General features: G+C 49.0%; 19 protein-coding genes. 7 read left to right on the top strand and 12 right to left on the bottom strand.

Going from position 1 to position 18,232, the window contains the following annotated elements:
• Positions 1 to 15 precede the first annotated feature (15 nt).
• The 8 genes from AC15IQ_RS08145 to AC15IQ_RS08110 form a co-directional block, all read right to left on the bottom strand.
• The gene (locus AC15IQ_RS08145; protein WP_483178463.1) at positions 16 to 537 is read right to left on the bottom strand and encodes a hypothetical protein; all 522 of its coding nucleotides are present in this window, start codon (positions 535 to 537) and stop codon (positions 16 to 18) included.
• Positions 534 to 1,493 (bottom strand): stage III sporulation protein AA, encoded by a 960-nt coding sequence (gene spoIIIAA / locus AC15IQ_RS08140; RefSeq protein ID WP_483178462.1) that lies wholly within the window; start codon positions 1,491 to 1,493, stop codon positions 534 to 536. Before spoIIIAA ends, AC15IQ_RS08145 begins: the two co-directional genes overlap by 4 nt.
• A gap of 233 nt (positions 1,494 to 1,726) precedes the next feature.
• The gene (locus AC15IQ_RS08135) at positions 1,727 to 2,176 is read right to left on the bottom strand and encodes a CD1247 N-terminal domain-containing protein (RefSeq protein WP_483178461.1); all 450 of its coding nucleotides are present in this window, start codon (positions 2,174 to 2,176) and stop codon (positions 1,727 to 1,729) included.
• 87 nt (positions 2,177 to 2,263) lie between these two features.
• Positions 2,264 to 2,821, bottom strand: coding sequence for an elongation factor P (efp, locus tag AC15IQ_RS08130; RefSeq protein WP_483178460.1), 558 nt, complete (start codon positions 2,819 to 2,821; stop codon positions 2,264 to 2,266).
• Between the two features lie 19 nt (positions 2,822 to 2,840).
• Positions 2,841 to 3,905 (bottom strand): M24 family metallopeptidase, encoded by a 1,065-nt coding sequence (locus AC15IQ_RS08125; RefSeq protein ID WP_483178459.1) that lies wholly within the window; start codon positions 3,903 to 3,905, stop codon positions 2,841 to 2,843.
• A 12-nt stretch (positions 3,906 to 3,917) separates the two neighbouring features.
• Positions 3,918 to 4,385, bottom strand: a complete 468-nt coding sequence (aroQ, locus tag AC15IQ_RS08120) for a type II 3-dehydroquinate dehydratase (protein ID WP_483178458.1) — start codon at positions 4,383 to 4,385, stop codon at positions 3,918 to 3,920.
• Between the two features lie 10 nt (positions 4,386 to 4,395).
• Positions 4,396 to 5,736 (bottom strand): TldD/PmbA family protein, encoded by a 1,341-nt coding sequence (locus AC15IQ_RS08115; RefSeq protein WP_483178457.1) that lies wholly within the window; start codon positions 5,734 to 5,736, stop codon positions 4,396 to 4,398.
• Positions 5,737 to 5,740: 4 nt separating this feature from the next.
• Positions 5,741 to 7,150, bottom strand: coding sequence for a TldD/PmbA family protein (locus tag AC15IQ_RS08110; protein WP_483178456.1), 1,410 nt, complete (start codon positions 7,148 to 7,150; stop codon positions 5,741 to 5,743).
• 324 nt (positions 7,151 to 7,474) lie between these two features.
• On the opposite strand from AC15IQ_RS08110, the gene AC15IQ_RS08105 reads away from it, so the two are divergent.
• Positions 7,475 to 7,684: a hypothetical protein gene (locus AC15IQ_RS08105; RefSeq protein WP_483178455.1), complete on the top strand. Its 210-nt coding sequence runs from the start codon at positions 7,475 to 7,477 to the stop codon at positions 7,682 to 7,684.
• A 140-nt stretch (positions 7,685 to 7,824) separates the two neighbouring features.
• On the opposite strand, the gene AC15IQ_RS08100 is transcribed toward AC15IQ_RS08105, so the two are convergent.
• Positions 7,825 to 8,577 (bottom strand): methyltransferase domain-containing protein, encoded by a 753-nt coding sequence (locus AC15IQ_RS08100; protein WP_483178454.1) that lies wholly within the window; start codon positions 8,575 to 8,577, stop codon positions 7,825 to 7,827.
• A 76-nt stretch (positions 8,578 to 8,653) separates the two neighbouring features.
• Positions 8,654 to 9,391: a class I SAM-dependent methyltransferase gene (locus AC15IQ_RS08095; protein ID WP_483178626.1), complete on the bottom strand. Its 738-nt coding sequence runs from the start codon at positions 9,389 to 9,391 to the stop codon at positions 8,654 to 8,656.
• 736 nt (positions 9,392 to 10,127) lie between these two features.
• On the opposite strand from AC15IQ_RS08095, the gene AC15IQ_RS08090 reads away from it, so the two are divergent.
• From AC15IQ_RS08090 to AC15IQ_RS08080, 3 genes are all read left to right on the top strand, one after another.
• Positions 10,128 to 10,451 carry a heavy metal-binding domain-containing protein gene (locus AC15IQ_RS08090; RefSeq protein WP_483178453.1) on the top strand — a complete coding sequence of 108 codons (324 nt, stop codon included), beginning with the start codon at positions 10,128 to 10,130 and terminating at the stop codon, positions 10,449 to 10,451.
• A gap of 7 nt (positions 10,452 to 10,458) precedes the next feature.
• On the top strand, positions 10,459 to 10,671 hold the full coding sequence (locus AC15IQ_RS08085) for a hypothetical protein (RefSeq protein ID WP_483178452.1): 213 nt from the start codon (positions 10,459 to 10,461) through the stop codon (positions 10,669 to 10,671).
• 72 nt (positions 10,672 to 10,743) lie between these two features.
• Positions 10,744 to 11,859 (top strand): helix-turn-helix domain-containing protein, encoded by a 1,116-nt coding sequence (locus tag AC15IQ_RS08080; RefSeq protein ID WP_483178451.1) that lies wholly within the window; start codon positions 10,744 to 10,746, stop codon positions 11,857 to 11,859.
• 174 nt (positions 11,860 to 12,033) lie between these two features.
• Here AC15IQ_RS08080 and AC15IQ_RS08075 read toward each other — a convergent pair whose 3' ends face one another.
• Complete coding sequence (locus AC15IQ_RS08075) at positions 12,034 to 13,728, bottom strand: IS1634 family transposase (protein ID WP_483176844.1); 1,695 nt, start codon at positions 13,726 to 13,728, stop codon at positions 12,034 to 12,036.
• A 212-nt stretch (positions 13,729 to 13,940) separates the two neighbouring features.
• Here AC15IQ_RS08075 and AC15IQ_RS08070 point away from each other — a divergent pair, with 212 nt between their 5' ends.
• The 3 genes from AC15IQ_RS08070 (at position 13,941) to AC15IQ_RS08060 (ending at position 17,981) form a co-directional block, all read left to right on the top strand.
• Positions 13,941 to 14,849 (top strand): CPBP family intramembrane glutamic endopeptidase, encoded by a 909-nt coding sequence (locus AC15IQ_RS08070; protein ID WP_483178450.1) that lies wholly within the window; start codon positions 13,941 to 13,943, stop codon positions 14,847 to 14,849.
• Between the two features lie 306 nt (positions 14,850 to 15,155).
• Positions 15,156 to 17,357 (top strand): YcdB/YcdC domain-containing protein, encoded by a 2,202-nt coding sequence (locus AC15IQ_RS08065; RefSeq protein ID WP_483178449.1) that lies wholly within the window; start codon positions 15,156 to 15,158, stop codon positions 17,355 to 17,357.
• A gap of 318 nt (positions 17,358 to 17,675) precedes the next feature.
• Positions 17,676 to 17,981: a hypothetical protein gene (locus AC15IQ_RS08060; RefSeq protein WP_483178448.1), complete on the top strand. Its 306-nt coding sequence runs from the start codon at positions 17,676 to 17,678 to the stop codon at positions 17,979 to 17,981.
• Here the strand turns inward: AC15IQ_RS08060 and AC15IQ_RS08055 are convergent, their stop codons facing one another.
• Positions 17,982 to 18,116, bottom strand: a complete 135-nt coding sequence (locus AC15IQ_RS08055; protein WP_483178447.1) for a hypothetical protein — start codon at positions 18,114 to 18,116, stop codon at positions 17,982 to 17,984. It lies immediately after the preceding gene.
• Positions 18,117 to 18,232 lie beyond the last annotated feature (116 nt).

The raw sequence follows: 18,232 nt of genomic DNA, 5'->3' as shown, positions 1-18,232 counted from the left end.
CCTGTTTTCTTGAATCTATATCAACAATAAGACAATGGCAGTACCCATAATAAAGCCTCCATAAGACCACAGCTTGTGATTGCACTCGATCTCTTGCCGGGCTTTGATTTCTTGCAGGCCCAGTTCCTCTCCCAGGGCGGTCAGGGCCCGGTTCTGCTCAGATGCACTGGAAACTCCCAGTTGGGAAGCCAGAGTGGCCAGCAGCGCTATATCATTAGGGTGCAGCTGTGCCTCTGCCTGCAGGGCGTTGACACCTTTTTGCCAGGCCTCGTCTGCAGTAGTGCCTTTTTTGAGGTTCAGTTCCTGAGCAGTGGCAGCGAAAAGGACATTTATCGGCCAGCTCGCAAATTTGGCAGTATTGAGCATGGCTTGCGACAGGTTGTTATGCATGTAAAAGATTTCCTTATCCAGATAGGCCAGAGCCATTTTCAATTCCCCCAGTTGCTCCTGCCGTTTGGTCAGGCGCCTGGCGCCGGACAATCCCCACACCCCCGCTCCAGTGATGATCATGATGGTGCCTATGGATTTCAATATCATTGCGCATCCCACCTTATTACTTGATCGATATGTCCCGGGCCTTGGCGGCGCGACAGGATAATCACCAGTTTGAACACTCCATCAGACATGAGTTTTCTCAAAATCGGGCGCTGGCGCAGTTCATCCAGATTTCCGGCATGAGCGCTGCTGATTATATTGACTCCTGCATGCACGCATTCCATGACCGCGTCGGCATCGCCCTGCCTGCCGATTTCGTCGGTGATGATCACCTGCGGAGAGAGTGAGCGAATAGCCATCATCATGCCGACATCTTTGGGGCATCCGTCCAGGATATCGGTGCGCGGCCCTACATCCAATTGCGGCACACCCTGATGGCAACCGGCGATTTCAGAGCGTTCGTCCACCACCACCACATTCATGCCGGGACAATGTGAACCTGCAGATATGCAGCGGGCAATATCCCTCAACAAGGTGGTCTTGCCGCATCGGGGCGGTGATACGATCAAGGTATTGTGCAAGACCTGTTGCGGGTTGCCGAACAGGATCGGCATGACCGGCCCGGCGCACCCCTTAACCTCTCGGGCCACCCGGAAGCACAGGCTGCCGAAATTTTTTATCAGTTCTATATGGTGCTCTTTTAATACCACCTGTCCGGCCAGTCCCACCCGATGACCCCCGGGTATGGTGATGAAGCCGCGGCGGATATCTTCCTCAAAGGCATATAGCGAGTTGTCACTTATGGAGGCGATTACCCGGCAGATGTCCTCCCGCTCTACTCGATAGCCTTCATGAAGGGTGGCAGTGAGACGCCCTGGGCCAACTGCTAGTTCCCGTTCCCCGATTCGCACCACCAAAGGCTGTCCGCATCTCAGGCGAATTTCCTCCAGGTTGTGGTAGTCGTCTGGCTTGAGGCTGTTTAAAAGCTTCTGCATATGTATTGGGAGATAGGATAGGATCTCGGTTTTGATTTGATTGGGAGAGCTGATAACCGGCATATTATCACCACCTTGCTGTAAATAGATATTGGCAAGGGCTGCAAAATATGCCAGCTAATTGGTGCGCAGACAGCTAACCGGTCTGGTAAAAGAGAAGTTTTTAATCAACAGGGGTTGTCGTTCGGCAGAGGGACTTGCAGGATCACTGATGAATCTGCGAAAGACCTGCATATACTAACCGCCCTGCGGCATCCCACGGGGCGGTTTAAGGTGTTTTATTTAATCCTGGTTTATCAAGAGGGTGAAGGGTTGACGCCGCCTTTTTCCTCCGACAGGATTTCGTCTTCGATACAACACGGGTCGTAATCAAAAGAGCCGTCATTCACAAAAACCACTTCATTACAACGCGGGCAGATGATTTCAATAGTATCGTCATCATCCAACACATCAGCATCAAAATACAATCTTTCCTGGCAATTGGAACACTCCAGCTCGATATGGTCGATATCATCATCTTCCATTACAGCTTCTTGAAGCTGGCACAGATCTTCGTCGATGCTGTCCAGGTATTCACTGAGTTCGAATACATCCTCCCGAAGGTTCTTGATGTTGGCACTGATTTCACTGAGCACATCCAGAATGCCGCTGATAATCTTGCCCTGCGGACCGCCGTCATTAATGTTTAAACCTTCTGTCAATCCCTGCAGGTAGCTGACCTGTTCTGTTATGTCTCTGGTTATCATAACTATCCTCCCTTTTCTTATCCATAGGACTGTTTATATTATTGCTAAAAAGGAAGGAAAGTAAACCCGGCATATAATGAGACCTTATCAGGCCCGTTCCATGTAAAGGCCGGTGCGAGTATCGATGCGCAGCCGGTCACCGGTGTTGATAAACAGAGGCACCTGCACCCTGGCACCGGTCTGTAAGGTAGCGCTCTTGGTGGCGCCGGTGGCAGTATCGCCTTTTATACCAGGTTCGGTATCAATAACCTCCAGTTCCACAAAATTGGGCATATCTAGGCCGATTATATTACCCTGGAAAAACAGCACGTGGATGTTCATGTTTTCCAACAGCCATTTAACTCCATCCCCCATGGCGTCTGCACTTATTGTAATCTGCTCATAGTTTTCATTGTCCATAAATACATAGCCTTCGCCGTCATTATAGAGGTACTGCATTTCACGGCGGTCCAGATGTGCTTTGGGGAGTTTTTCGCCTGCACGGAAAGTCTTTTCCACCACTCCGCCGGTCTTGACATTTTTCAGTTTGGCCCTTACAAAAGCGGCCCCTTTACCGGGTTTGACATGCTGGAAATCCACCACCACATAAGCCTGTCCGTCCATCTCAATGGTAACCCCGGTCTTAAAGTCATTAACTGATATCATGCTATCCCTCCATAAATATTTATAGAATTAAAAATTCTTTAGTGCTGTGAGTGATTATATCCGCTCCATTTTTGGTTACGATCACCGCATCTTCAATGCGTATGCCGCCCCAGCCGGGGATGTACACTCCAGGTTCGACTGTCACCACCATATTCTCTTCCAGTAAGTCATCACTACTGGCAGACAGGGTCGGTCCTTCGTGTATGTCCAAGCCCAATCCATGGCCGGTGCTGTGACTGAAGTATTGGTCTAAGCTGTATTTTTGGAGGCACTGCCGCACTAGCCTGTCGACCTCGCACCCGCGGATTCCCGCCCTGATACTATCTAGGCCGATTTGCTGGGCCTCCCGGACCTTCTGATAAGTATCCCGCAGGCGTTTAGGAGCGCATTCAACCGCCACTGTCCTGGTCATGTCGCCGGCATAACCCTGGAAGAAGCCCCCGAAGTCCATGGTTACCATGTCCCCGGGGCAGATTGGCTTGTCTTGCGGCCTGCCATGCGGCAAAGCGGCATTTTCTCCCGATACCACAATAGCATCAAAGGCTTCCTTTTCACAACCTTTTTGTCGTATTAAGTGTACGATGGTATCAGCCAGGACCTTTTCTTCCACACCGGTTTTGATCAACGGCAGAATGGCCTGAAAGACTTCGTCCCCGATCCGGGCTGCATTTCTTAGCCTTTCCAGTTCCTGAGCTGATTTTACCCTGCGTTGGGACTCCACCAACCCGGCCACTGGTTCCCAGATGCCCGGCTGAATCTGTTCCAGCTTGCGGTAGGTGGCATAATTGACATGGGCCTCTTCAAATCCGATGCGGCTTAGCCCCTGAACCACCCCATACAGCTTCTCATAAGTAAGCGGTCTTTCTTCCTGGTAACGCCACTCCGGACATTCCAGATAAGCCTGCTCGCGGTAGCGGCTGTCGGTAAAAATGAACTGCTCCTCCAAGGTGAGCAGCAGACGGGCATCAGCACCGGCTGTGAAGGAGGAAAGATAGCGTATATTGGAGGGGGCGCTGATCAACAGCGCATCCAGTCCCATATCGACCAGATTATTTCTCAGCGCAGTGATATTTTCATTGTTCATAGCAATCCTCACTCACCATTGTGATTTTTCTAAGGTTTTTACTCTGCGCAGGTAATCGATGGCAGCTCTTGCCGCCAGATAGTAGCTCATGGCTCCAAAGCCGAAAACACCGCCTATAGCCAGCGGAGACAGCAGCGATTGCTGGCGGAATGGTTCCCGTGTATAGATATTGCTCATATGGACCTCGATCACCGGCAGCCCCACCGCTTTTAGGGCGTCATAAAGGGCTATGGAATAATGTGTTAAAGCCCCGGCATTGATGATGATCAGGTCACATCCCTCCCCAGCGTTCTGTACTCTGTCTATCAGTTCGCCTTCATGGTTGGACTGATAGAATTCAGCAGTGAACTGTGCCTCAGACAGCATCCTGGTCATGCCTGCCTCGATCTCTTCCAGGGTAACACTTCCGTATATTTCTGGTTCACGACGTCCCAACATATTGAGGTTAGGCCCGTTTATCACCAATACTTTAGCCAGCATATCCACCTCCTCAAACTCCCGCAATACTCAAGGCAGCCAACCGCAGGCTGGGAGCCCCCCGGCTGCCGTAAAAACGCACTTTATTTCCAACCGCCTCGATATCCTGCAGCAGTTGCATCATATTCCCAGCCACCACCATCCCCCGCACCGGGTAAGTAAACCTGCCATTTTTGATCAGCAACCCGGCGGCGCCCAGGGAAAAGTCACCGGATACCGGGTTGGCAGTGTGCAGCCCCATCAGGTCGGTCACATATAATCCTTCTTCAACTGACTCGAGCAGGGTATGATCATCGACCTGGCCTGCTGAAATGCTGAGGTTGCTGGGGCTTATGGAAGGCAGGCTGCGGTATGACATACGTCGCGCGTGTCCGGTGGAAGCCAGCCCGGCCTTATGTGCAGTCTGATTGTCATAAAGGAAGCCTTTTAACCGGCCCGCTTCTACCAGGGACAATTTCCGAGTGGGCACCCCTTCGTCATCAAACGGGAAACTGGCCAGACCGTCAGACCGGGTGGCGTCATCGACTACGGATAATACAGGCCTCGCTACCTCCTGGCCTGCCTTGTCACCCAATAGCGACTTGCCCTTCAGAACCGCTTCCCCATCCACCATGCGCGCCAGCAAGCCTAGAAATTTCACTGTCACATAAGGCTCCAAAATACAGGGCAAGACAGTGGACTCCATGCTTCTGGCCTTCAGGCTGCGCACAGCTCGCTCAGCAGCTTCATGGCCTACCTGTTCAGCATCCAGTTCACTATAACGGCGGCGGCTCATAGTGCCAAAGCCACCCTGAGCCTCCCCATCTTGCTGGGCGACTGCGTACAGGTAAAGGCTGCAATAATTGCCCCGTCCATAAACATCTAATCCGAGGCTGTTGCAGATCACCACCTCGAATTCTTTCTCATCATAAACGGAGCGCTCCACCGATGCGATACGCCGATCAGCAATGCGCGCGACTTCCTCGGCCTGCAGTGCCAGATAGATCTTTTCTTCCACCGGGTGTCGCCCCAAGTCATGGTCATAAGTCTGCAATGGCGAATATATCAGTCCCGCCGGAGTCAATTGGAGGTGCTCGTCCCGGGGCATAAAATCGGAGGCGGCCATGGCCGCATCAACAGCCTCCCTCAGCGCTGTCGGCTTCAGATCAGAGGTGTAGGCAAATCCAAGCCGACCGGCATTCACCACCCGCACTGCCAACCCGCTTTCTGTGGCTTCTTTTAGTGTTTCTACCCTTTGATTGGCGGCTTCTATCTGCAACTCGCGCTGGCTGCTGGCATATACCTCGACCTGCACACCATGGTGAATGGCATATTGCAGAGTATGTTGTGCAACACTCTTCAAGCTGTCTTCCATGATATCACCTCCCTGCGCCGGGTTGGCCCTTGAGCTGAGTACCACCTACAGTAAGTTCCTTTATCCTGATGGTCGGCTGGGCATCACTTACCGGAACCCCCTGTCCGCTCTTGCCACATACCCCGATGGAGAATCCCAGATCGCTTCCTACCCGGTCCATATCCTGCAGGGCTTGGGGTCCGTTCCCGGTCAGAGTAGCTCCCCTGACCGGGTAAGCCACTTTCCCGTCTTCAATCATATACGCTTCTGACACATCAAATACGAAATCTCCATTGATCGTATTGACCTGCCCGCCGCCCATTTTCATCACCAACAGCCCTCGCCGGGTAGAGGCGATGATGTCCTGGGGATTATCCTGTCCCGGGGCAATGTAGGTGTTGCTCATACGGGGAATAGGTTTGTGCTGGTAGGACTCGCGGCGCCCGTTGCCGGTGCTCTGGGTATGATCTTCAAGGGCGGTATAACGGTCATAGAGATAATTTACCAACCGGCCTGCTTCTATGAGCACAGTTCTTTGTGCCGCAGTCCCTTCATCATCGAATGCGTAGCTTCCGTAGCGTTTATTCAGGGTGGGGTCATCTATCACCGTTACCAGGGGTGAGGCCACCATTTCCCCTTTCCTTCCCTGGTAGACCGATAGCCCCTTTTGAACCAGGTCAGCTTCCAAGCCATGGCCGCAAGCCTCGTGTATCATGGTGCCGCCTGCCTCTGCGGACATTATCACCGCCATACGACCGGCTGGAGCCGGTCTTGCCGAGAGCATATCCACTGCCAATTGGGCTGCTTTACGGGCTCGATCCTCCCACAACTCGTCACCGAGCAATTCCCAGCCGCCTACCCCACCTATCGACTCATAACCGGTCTGCAGGATGCCATCCCGGCTGGCAACCACATTTATCATCCCCCGGACCCGATTATAGCTGTCCTCTACCCTTTCCCCCAGGCTATTGGCAAATACCACGCTCTTTTCCAGATCGGCCACTCCGACCGAGACCTGGCGGATAGGTGCGCCCAATGAGCGCGCTGCCTGGTCAGCAGCTAAAACTCGCTGTATCTTATGTTCCCAACTGACCTGTCCGGGGTGTATCTCTCTGCCGGGGTAATGCTGGAGCGGGCTAGAGACCAATGGTATAGCTTCAACACGATTGTTAGTACTGTGCAATGCTTGAGCCGCTAGTCCTGCTGCTTTTTCCAATGCCCCCAAGCTCAGATCACTGCTATAAACATAAGCCGTCTGCCGTCCCTTGATCAGGCGTATACCTGCTCCGCCATCCACTCCGCTATGAGTCTTTTCCAGTCGGTGATCCTCAAACCAGACTCCGCTGGTCCTTTTATTCTCGATATAAATGTCGGCATAATCACCGCCCCGCTGCAGAGTCAGATCAAGCAGCCTTTGCAAGACAGCAGCTTCCATACTCTTAAGCCTCCTCGACTTTTGAGAATATGTTTCCCATTCAGGGGAATGTCTTATGATTATTACTTTCCATATTTTTCTTCGACAACATTATACCATTACCTTTTACTGTTGTTCTTTATACTTCCCTCGATACACTGTTTAATACCCAATGGGGGTATGTTATAATTAGATAACCCATAATGCAAGTGAGGTGAAATCATGTTTGCATTGACCGACTCAGCCAAAAAGTTGATAAAAGACAAGGGAAATGCGGTCACTATTGAACTGGACAGCCGCATTAAGGGTTGTTGACACGGGCCGGCGCTGCAGGTGCAGCATCCGGTGATTAGCTTCGGTCGCCCCCGTTCAGTTGACATCGACGTCGATATGGGTAGTGTGATCTGTGACGGGATCGAGATATGGTTTGACCGGGAATTGGAAGCAGATAATATGGAACTGCCTATTACTATAGATACCAGACGTTTTCTATTTGTTAACCGCTTAGTATTGCAGAACGTAAAGATCAAGCGTACTAAACTACCAGACCTATAACATGTGGGGACAGATGAAACTGATACCGGGAACGTCAAGTGCGTCAGGGTGTGTCGGAGAACCGTCCCCTGACACATTTGTCGGAGAACCGTCCCCTGACACATTTCGTTAATTGTGGTTTTTATATCCGTTCAATCTGATCATTTTTCCAACACAAAATTCATATAAATACTTTCCTCGCTAAACGGGGCACAATCATAATCGCCATATACATCTCTCATGGCGAAGCCGCTTTCTAAAGCCATTTTTTCAAATGCAGCCCTGCTAAGCAATGAAAAGTGAATGTCAAGAAAGCGTTTATCGATCAATACGTTTTTAGAATCGTATATTTCATAAAACTGCATACCTTTAACAGCTTCTGTCTTATCGTCATAGTGGTTGTAATAAGACACTACCAAAGACTCTTCTGGTTCCATTGGGAACCTTCCCAGAATCCGAAGCAGCCCATCCGCGGTTTTTATTCTGTAGCAGGGATTATATAAAGTGCATATGAATAATGCATCCTGGGCGAGATGATCGAAAATCCTGGCAAGCGCTGCCTTCTGTTTATCTCTGTCCACAATTTCCGAAAACGAGTTGAAAGGTATGTATATAAGCTCATATTCCTCATCGAGCTTCAGTTCGCAAACATCCTGGCATACTATCCTCGGTTGGTTGCTCAAACCGATAGTTTTTCGCTCCAGAACCCTAAGCATTTCTTGCGAGTAATCCAGGCATGTTAAATCGATCCCATTATTAAGCAGCGGGATTGACACTCGACCGGTGCCACACATCAGTTCAAGGGTCTTGCCTTTTATCTCCTTGGCATATTTGCTGAAAAATCCGATATCGAAGCCGACCGCAACATAAGCATCATAAATATCGGCCACAAAATCAAAATCAATATTCTTCATCACACCATCTCCTTAGAGGGGCCCGGTCAGGGTTTCCTTGCCGTTTCAAATAAGAAGTGTTCAAGTTCCATGGTTCTCATAATTTTCGGCAAATAATGCCAAGCTCAGGCGAAGTGGACTGATACTCTTCACCACCTAGATTTGACAGCACTGCTTCTACCCGAAAGCCGTTTTCTTCCAGTTCCGAACGAATGGACTGTGGGGAAAAGTAAGTCTGATAGATATGATATGTACATACTCCTGAATCGACCACAACTACATAGTCGCAAAGTGTGGGCATATCGGGATAACTAATAGTAGACTCCAGAATAAAGTGTTTATGAGGTCTCCAGAAGCCCGCCTCGGAGGCATACCATTTACAGGCAGCACTATTGATTCTATTCTGATAAGCACTCATGCTAGGTACATCAAAGGCAAAATATCCTCCCGGCTTTAGGGCATTGCGAATGTTGCCAAGCAATATTTTCCGTTTTTCCGGGCTGAGAACGCCGTAGTCATGAGAAATCATCAGGGCTGCTTCAAACTGGTTTGACCCAAACGAATTCAAGTAACTTGCCACAACATAATTGGTATGCCGGTGGTGATTATGACATTTGGCATAACAAATGGAGTTTTCCGACCTATCTATACCAGTAAGATAAAGGCCTTTTTGCACAAGCCTAGAACAGTAAAGACCTGGTCCGCATCCAAGGTCTACCACTGAGTCTCCGCTTTTCAGATCCATTACCCGAAACAAATACTTACAAATTGCCTGAATCTTTTCCGGCCTATAGCTTGCAGCATCAGTATCGGGCGAAAGGTGTAACTCAAGCATCTGCTTTGAAATATGAGGATCATTCCAAAGTTCCTGACCTGGCTCATACGGAGCCGGGGACCGGTCGGCGTTTATCAAATCATCTAAAGTGAACATGGTTACTTCCTTTTCAAATGTATTGATGGCCCCACCGCCGAGCGGCTATTACGGGGTACCAGATCACGAGAGGTCATTCAGGCTGGTCTTCCGAATTTTTCCTCCTTCTTATTATAGCGTTCTGTTGGCCCAGCACGAAGGGACATATGCATGGGTCTTTATTGTCTCGGAAGTTATCTGCGTGAGTGCCCTGGCGGTTAGCAAGAGGGAATGCTGCTGCTTGACGGTTCCCTTGGTTAAACATGTTCTGCACAGCATAGTTTATAGGTGCAGCCGGGAGTTGCAATCACTGTCTGCTGCAAGCCACCATTTATCTACTGCTACAACGCTGTCGGAACTTTGAAATCTGGCTCTGGGCAGCCCATCGTATACAACAATATTGACATTCGTACTGAGATTTACCAAAGAACCTAAAGAATATATAGGGCAGCCATATTGAATCGTGCACCAAATAGAAGTATCGCGTTAGTTGATTTAGTTGCCCTAAATTGGGCCCAAATCCGTTGAATAACTCCGCACTACTGACTAAGATATAGGCAGAGGTTCGGTTATACAAGGTTTTTTGACTTCAACGCGGGTAATGCAGGCTGTAGACCGACAGGTTCATTGAACTGATCAAAATGGAATGGAGGGGTCATTAATGTTGGTGGTTACAACGGAAAATGTAAAAGGATATAAGGTAAAGGAAGTAAAAGGCGAGGTCTTTGGCCTGGTTGTGCGCAGCCGGGGACTGGGTGGCAACATCATAGCATTTCTGCGCAGCCTGGTCGGGGGAGAGATTCATGAATACACATCTCTGCTGGAAGATACCCGCAAACAGGCAATAGACAGACTGGTTAAAAACGCCCAGGTCATGGGTGCCAACGCGGTAGTTATGATGCGCTTTGATTCCAGTGAAATGGGCCAGACCATGAGCGAAATTGTGGCCTACGGCACCGGGGTTGTGATCGAGAAGGAGGAGTAAATTCGCGATGTACAGTGGGCTGATTCTGGGTAGTCTTTTTCTAATAGGTTTACTTTCCTGGTTTATCTGGGACAAGAGATATCGCCACAATACCACCAGGGAGTTGCCCCAAGATTATATAAAAACTGAGGAAGTGTTCATCGACCCGGTTGATGGCAGAAAGTTGAGGGTGTATTACAATCCTGAAACCGGAGATCGCCATTATGTTAGTGCGAGATGATTATCTTTAAGGTGCAGTCAGACTGGTTTTTCAACCAACCGTAACGAATCAATACAAGCGGGGGTGAGTTATATGAAGGAAATCAATATTGCCCGAGTGCTGGTGAAAAAGCGCAAAGAAAAAGGTGTCACCCAGGAAGAGCTGGCCAACTATATGGGGGTTTCCAAAGCATCCGTATCCAAATGGGAAACAGAGCAGAGTTATCCTGACATAACCCTTCTGCCGCTGCTGGCCACCTATTTTAACATAAGCATTGATGATCTCATGGACTATAAGCCGCAAATGACCAAAGAAGATATAAGCAAGCTGTACCGCCGGCTGAGCTCCGATTTTACGTCCCAACCTGTCGAGGTGGTGCTGGGGGAATGCCGCCAAATCATCAAGAAATATTACTCATGTTTTCCTTTGTTGCTGCAAATGGGGATACTGCTGCTCAACCATATTGAATTGCTGAAGGGCTCGCCGCAAACAGTCACCTTGATTGAGGAGGCCCGGAACCTGTTTATAAGGGTAAAAGAGGAGAGCGGGGATGTGGCATTGGCCAAAAAGGCTTTGTATATGGAAGCATACTGTGATTTAGCGACTGGTGATGCCAATTCGGTTTTAGAACTGCTGGATAGAACCATTGAACCGGCCATGCCCCCTGAATTGCTTATCGCTAAAGCCTACCAATTGACAGGGCGTATCGAGGATGCCAAGGGAGTTTTGCAGTTGGGCATCTACCAAAACATCGTCGTTCTGTTTAACTATTTTCCGGCCTACCTCGGGTTGTGTATTGACGAGCCGGCTAAATTTGAGGAGGTGCTGCGACGCGCTTTGAATATTGCGAAGCTATACGATATGCGGCATCTGCACCCAGGCGTTCTGGTCGGTCTTTACATTTGCGCGGCCCAGGGGTACCTGGTACAGAACGATCATGACCGGGCTCTGGATATGCTGCAGCAATATGCGGAAATAGTAACCAGTGATATTTATCCCTTGAAGCTGCACGGCGATGAGTATTTTGACCGGTTGGACCAGTGGCTGATCAAAATGGATTTTGGGCAGGATCTGCCCCGCGATGACAAAACAATCAAGCGCAGTATGTGCGATGTGGTGGAGCAGAGTCCGGTTTTCGCGGCGCTGGCAGATAACCACCGGTTTAAAAACATTATCGGCCGCCTGCAAAGCATTCGCGGTTCAGAATAAGGAGGTAAGGCAATATGGAGCAGGATAGGACGATGGTAAAAAAACGGCTCATGTGGTTTGTGGTTCTAACCTTCGTTATTCCTGACTTTTGCAAAATAGAGGAAGAAGAAAGCTCTCCGCGCCCCTAGATGATAGGCAATTGAGAGCTTTTCTTTTAATTGTAGGATTGTATATCTAAGCTTTGCGGATGTCTTTCAGTTTACCATACGGTAAGATTTCAGGAAGTTGTAAAGTACTTAGGATTGCCGAAAAGTCTTCATTTGATTGGTTCTTTAGATAATATGAGCTGTTGCTTTTTGCATCATCAATAACAGTAAGATTAGCACTTCGAAGAGCATCTTGGATCTTTTCGGTAGACAACTCAAGTTTTTCTTTTCTGAGTTTGTATTCTAGATACCGCTGGATTACCAAAGCCAGGTAGCACATTACGAAATGGCCGCGAATACTCGATTCTGTCCAAACAAAGATGGGTCTGGCCTCTAAATTGCTTTTCATAACCCTGAAGCTCTCCTCAATCTTCCAAAGGCCTTGATAGATCCCTATCACCTGCGCCGCTGACAGGCTTTTGTCCGAGCTTTGAATTCCATAATATCCATCGAATTGTGCATCCATTTCAACCTGATTTTCGTTGAATGAAACGTGATCGTCATCAAAAATGGCCAGTTGCACATACTTTTTGCCACCCTTTTTCATTTCTGCTTTGAGACTGGATTTGGAGTCCACAAGGCGCCGGGACTTCTCTATCAATCGTTCGCGGTCTCTACGGTCTTTCTCAGCACGTTTAGCTGACCAAGTTATCACCATATTGTCATCGAGCAAGACTTTTTCGCCATTAATCTTAACACTGTTCTGAAAATTGCAGACCTTCCATTTAAATTGCGGGCTCTCCACAGTGTAGCCCTCGTCCCCAAGAACTAGGTTCTTAATTGCTTTACTTGCAGATCGGATTTTGTATGCCATGACATAATCAAAACCTTTTGACCTGAGGTAGGCCAGGTTCTGTTTAGAATTTAGCCCACGATCAGCGGTTATTATAATCTTCTTTATGCCATAGGTTTCCCGTAAGTATTCCATAACTGGCACCAGCGTCTTAAAATCATTGGTATTTCCGGGGAACAGTTCATAGCTAATTGGGATGCCCTCATCGTCAATTAAGAGCCCCATTACGACTTGGACCTGATTTACTTTGTTGTCTTTAGAATAACCGAACTTCTTAAGTTCATCGGCTCTGACTGACTCAAAGTAATAAGTGGTAACATCGTAGAAAGCAACTCCAAGGTTGCGTGTCATTTTAAGTGATAGCTGCTTGTTCAAGTGCCTTTCCAGAGATTTCTTTTCATTGGCAAGAAAAGAAAGACTCCGGTATATTTGTTCTAAATTCATTTCCTTGGAGTTGATAAAGAACTCCTTTTGTTCAAAGCTCTTTTTCTTTGATGCCGGTTTTAGCAGCCGGAAGTAAACGAGCATAGATGTCGTATCTTTGACTTTGAACTTAAGGTTGGAATCACGCTTCTGGCGATAATCGAAGAAGTAATCAAGTTTCAATTCATCCCAGATACTCTCGTATACCTTAACGCCGTAATTACGAATAGGAAAGCCTTTAGCAGCGTCGTTATCAGATCCTTCCAGGTAATGCTGGATATCTTTAAATATTGCTTCTTGTTTAAGACTCTCGTTGAAAGCCCTGGACTCCCGGCATTCTCTGCGCAAACGATTCAGAATTCCAGGCTCCTGCGCTTCCAATTCGTCTGCACGCCCTAATACCTTAAGTACCCTGGTCTTGGGCTTCTTATTAACTGGATCCCGATAAGACTCCACGATTCTCACATATTTGATCCCTCGGCTGTTATATACCTGTAGACTGCTCATGCCTGCACCCCTCGTATGAACCAAGTATAGTATAACCATATTATAACATACATACGTTAGATATACAGTAGAGAGATATAAAAAATACCCGATAAATACTAATATTACAGCATTTACACGGGTATTCTTTTCAGCTTATCTGCAAAAGTCAGGAAAAACATTATCGGCCGCCTGCAAAGCATTCGCGGTTCAGAATAAGGAGGTAAGGCAATATGGAGCAGGATAGGACGATGGTAAAAAAACGGCTCATGTGGTTTGTGGTTCTAACCTTCGTTATTACCTGGCTTATTTTTGGGCAGATCCCCCGACAAGGTCTGACCTATGGAACCGGCGTTACCATTTATATAGTCATGGCCGGCATGTTCGTCCCTGCCCTGTGCAACTTGCTGACGCGATTAATAACCCGGGAGGGTTTTGACAATATGCTGCTAGGCCCCAATTTCAAGGGGCATGGCAGAGACTATTTGCTGGTCTTCTTCGGACCCACTGCCTTGCTGTTACTGAGCGCCCTGCTCTATTTCTTGATTATGCCCGGTTCTTTTGACCCGCAGTTTACCTTATTACAAGAGCCCGCCGCCCGGACCGGAGTGCTTTCCGCCCAGACCCTGCTGCTGATTACCGTATTACAGGTAGTGATCATTGGCCCGGTTATTAATATTATTCCTACTCTCGGTGAAGAACTGGGGTGGCGTGCCTATCTGCTCCCCAAGTTACGACTGCTGCTATCTGACCGGGCGGCCTTAGTGGTGACCGGCCTTATATGGGGCTTGTGGCATGCGCCGGTTATCGCCATGGGTCATAATTACGGTACCAGTTATGCAGGGTATCCATGGCTGGGGATTTTGATGATGGTTGTGTTTTGTGTTTGGCTGGGCATTATTGAAGGCTACATGACAATTAAGTTGAATAGCGTAATCCCTGCCGCGATGATTCATTCGACCGTTAACGCTGGTGCGGGACTGGCCATTATCATGGCCAAAGAGGGAGCCAATCCTCTTCTCGGCCCGGCTATCACGGGTCTCATCGGTGGAATGCCGTTCATCCTGGTAGCCGTAATATTGCTGAAAAAGACAGGTAACCAGCCGGAGGAGACAAAACCGGCCATGGAGGTCCCTAAATGAGTGATTAACCGATAAATGGTCGCAAATATAGCCGCCATGCTTAGCTTAGATTATAACGATCATCTTCAAACACAATTGCTTAGCATAATAGTTGGTAAGCATTAGATAGCTTTCCATATATAACCGCTATCATCCCGGGTATGAGTCACAGTGGTTAGCAATCGCCATGGCCACGGTCATAGCATCTGGCAAGTTCAGACTCGGTTTAGGCCGTGATTTTAGCATCGTGTCGGCTACCTATCATCCACGCATCTACCATAATGTGGTATACTTTGAAAAACTCTGAGTGCATGAAAGGAGAGGGGAATGAGGAGAAGAAAGATATTGGCAGTGATGCTGGCCGTTGCCATGCAATTGACCGCCTTGCCGGGTATGGCAACAGCGGCAGTGGATTCGGTGGAGATTGTTAATAAACCAATAGCGGTAAGTGCTGAGACTACTGAGATAATAAGCTCAAAGCAGGCTGTGGAGATATTCTGTTCCGCGTTTCCGGAAATTACTGGAGGCCGGAAACTGGTCGCTGAATTCGATAATTACGCGGGAAATTCAGTTTGGCGGATTCATGAAACAGTGCAAGGCGGCTTGCGCCCCTCCCAGGGGCAGCAGGTAAGTGGGCAGATTGACGCTACCAGCGGTGAAGTCCAGAGCATGCAATATATTCCGGGAAAAGATTATTACCAGGGTAAAACCGTGAGCCTAACCCGGGAACAGGCCCAAGTGGTGGCCCAGCAATTCCTTCAAAAGAAACAGCCCCAAAAATATGCCCAGCTCCAAATTCGTGATGACATGGTTACACCCTTTCCCAGTCGCAATCTGAACCTGTGCTATATTTTTAACTGGCAGCGGCTGGTTAATGGAACCGTGATCGACTATGACAATATTAGCGTAGGGGTCAACGCTTATACCGGAGCAGTCACCCAATATAATTGCAGTTGGCACGAACTTGAACTTCCGGCTGAGAACGGCTTGATACCAGCGGCTGATATGGCCCATATGTTACAAGCACAGATAGATTTGATTCCTTGCTATACAGATGAACAAGATTCCAGCGGGCAAAGGACCGGAAGGATGGTTCCCGCCTATCGCCTAAATATAAATGCACCACTAGTCGATGCTCGAACTGGCCGATTCCTGGATTACCAGGGCAGGCAGCAGGGTAATACCGTTCCCCGCCTATATGAACAGGCTTTTGTACCGGTGGTTAACGCTCCGGCCCTTGATGAATCCCCTGAATCCGAGGAATACGTCGACCCGGAGGTGGCTATGCAAGCTGCCCAGGATTTCTTTGGTCAAATGGGGTACACTGACCAAATCCGCAAGAGTGGGGGCGGCGGCTCTGCTGGGGGCGGAATCCGGGAGGAACACTGGTCTTATAGCCTGCAAGATTCTGCAAAGCATAACAGCCATTTGCGGGTAGAGGTCAATGCCTTTACCGGTGAAGTAATCGGCTTTAGCGATGAGGATTATGGTGGAGCAAAGATTGATCCGGTCATGACTTATGCCAAAGCCCAAGAATTAGCCCTAGCGGCAATTCGGAAGTATGATCCTGACAAAGTTGACCAAGTGGCATTTTGTCAAACCAATTGGGAAGACGATCGAGGCTATTACCATTACCAGTTTGTGAGATTGGTTAACGGGATTCCATTTGACCGGGACAGCATTAACATTACTCTGGATGGAAGCAATGGCAAGATAGTACACTATTTGAAGCGGTGGCACCCAGTACAGTGCGAAGTACTGCCACCCTTGCAGGATCCGCAAATTATTAAGGATAAGCTCTGGTCGGCGGAAAGCCTCAAGTTAAGTTATATCCTGGCCAGAGATGAGCATTATGTACCTATTGGAGGGAGCATCCCAGCCTACTTAATTCCCTATACGCAATTTAATGCTATAACCGGAGAAGTCCTTACAAATGCTCAACCACCACAGCTAACCAAGGATGAACCTGAACCCTGGAGTCACCACTGGGCAGCCCCAGCCTTGTCATTGTTAAGGTATAACGGCCTGTTCTCTCAAACCGTGCGGCCAGATGAGGCCATGACCCGCAGGGAAATCCTGAAGGTTCTGGTCCCGGCCACCGCCCCTCAATTTTACCAGGAGGATGGACAGCAGATAGAGGTTGTTCTCGCTGATATTCCCAAAGACGATCCCGATTTGGTTATTTTTAAACTGGCCATACAGAGGGGTATCATCCCCCCTGCAGGGGAGTTCCGTCCCGATCAGCCCCTTAGCCGGGAAGACCTGGCCATCTGGCTGGTCAATAGTCTGGGCCTCCAGGAGATAGCCGCCATCCCCAATCGCATTGACACTCCCTTCCGAGATATCGGGCAAATCAGCGCTAATAAATGCAATTATGTGGGTCTGGTTTATGGATTGGGGTTACTGACCCCTGATTCATCCGGGGACTTTCGCCCTCAGGAAAAGGTAAGCTGGGCTCAAATGGCATCGGTAGCGGGCCGTTTGGCTCCCCGGGCTTTAGAGCAGCCCGGCCCTGTGATGTGGCACTGATCATACAGTAGTACAGAGAGGGATATGAGTTTCTTGGTTCTTTAATAATATGATTTCTGCAGTCTTATCACACCAGCACAGTGTGTAATTGCTCAGCTCCAAGCTTAAGCACCTCCCCCCTTCCAGGTAATTATATTGTGATGGGGTTTTGAGGTGCTTATCCTTGTCTTATGCGCCTTTTCTTGCCAGCATTATAAGGCTGCATGCCATGGTTTCAACTTGTACTCACCCATGGCATCTTTTTCAGCGCCACAATACCGCAGGGTTTTATGGCGGAAGTACCTTGAACTTGCGCGAAGCCCGGAAGCTGGCGCCTTGATGGCTGCCTATCGATACTACCGTGTATTCACGTGCATCGCCAACCATGATAGAAGTGCTGCTGACCGTGGAATGAGAGCCATTTTCAGGGTCAGATCAATTTACAGGATCGCTGCGGCTGTAGAGCCGCCCAGTAATTGGCAGTGCGCCCAGGCCAGACCGGCATCAGCGGCCTGCCAGCCGCAGATGGCATTCATCCCAGATTACTATGCGGCTGTTCATATAGGACGTTTGCAGCCCTGCCAGGATAAAACCGCTGCAGGCCAGCATAATCACCAGGACCAGTATAACCGCATGGCCATTTGATTAATCTTCGCAACCCTCGATCACCTCGGCACTGTATCGGTTGTATTTCATATTGCTCATAATTCCAGCCTGGAGCCGTCCTGCGCGGCAACTATCGGCATAGCACTGTGGACGGGCTTGCTGGGAAAAACTCACGCTGTCGATGTATTCTGCCAGGGCAATGGCGAGCCGGTGGCGGTATCGCGAAAGAGCTGCCCCCTTTGATGATAGTGCAACAGATCTGCACCACTGGTAAGGTATAGATGGGGCCC

The sequence above is a fragment of the Syntrophomonas sp. DTU019 genome, from assembly GCA_913757435.1.
Taxonomy (GTDB): Bacteria; Bacillota; Syntrophomonadia; order Syntrophomonadales; family Syntrophomonadaceae; genus DTU019.
This window is presented reverse-complemented; position numbering and strand designations above follow the sequence as displayed.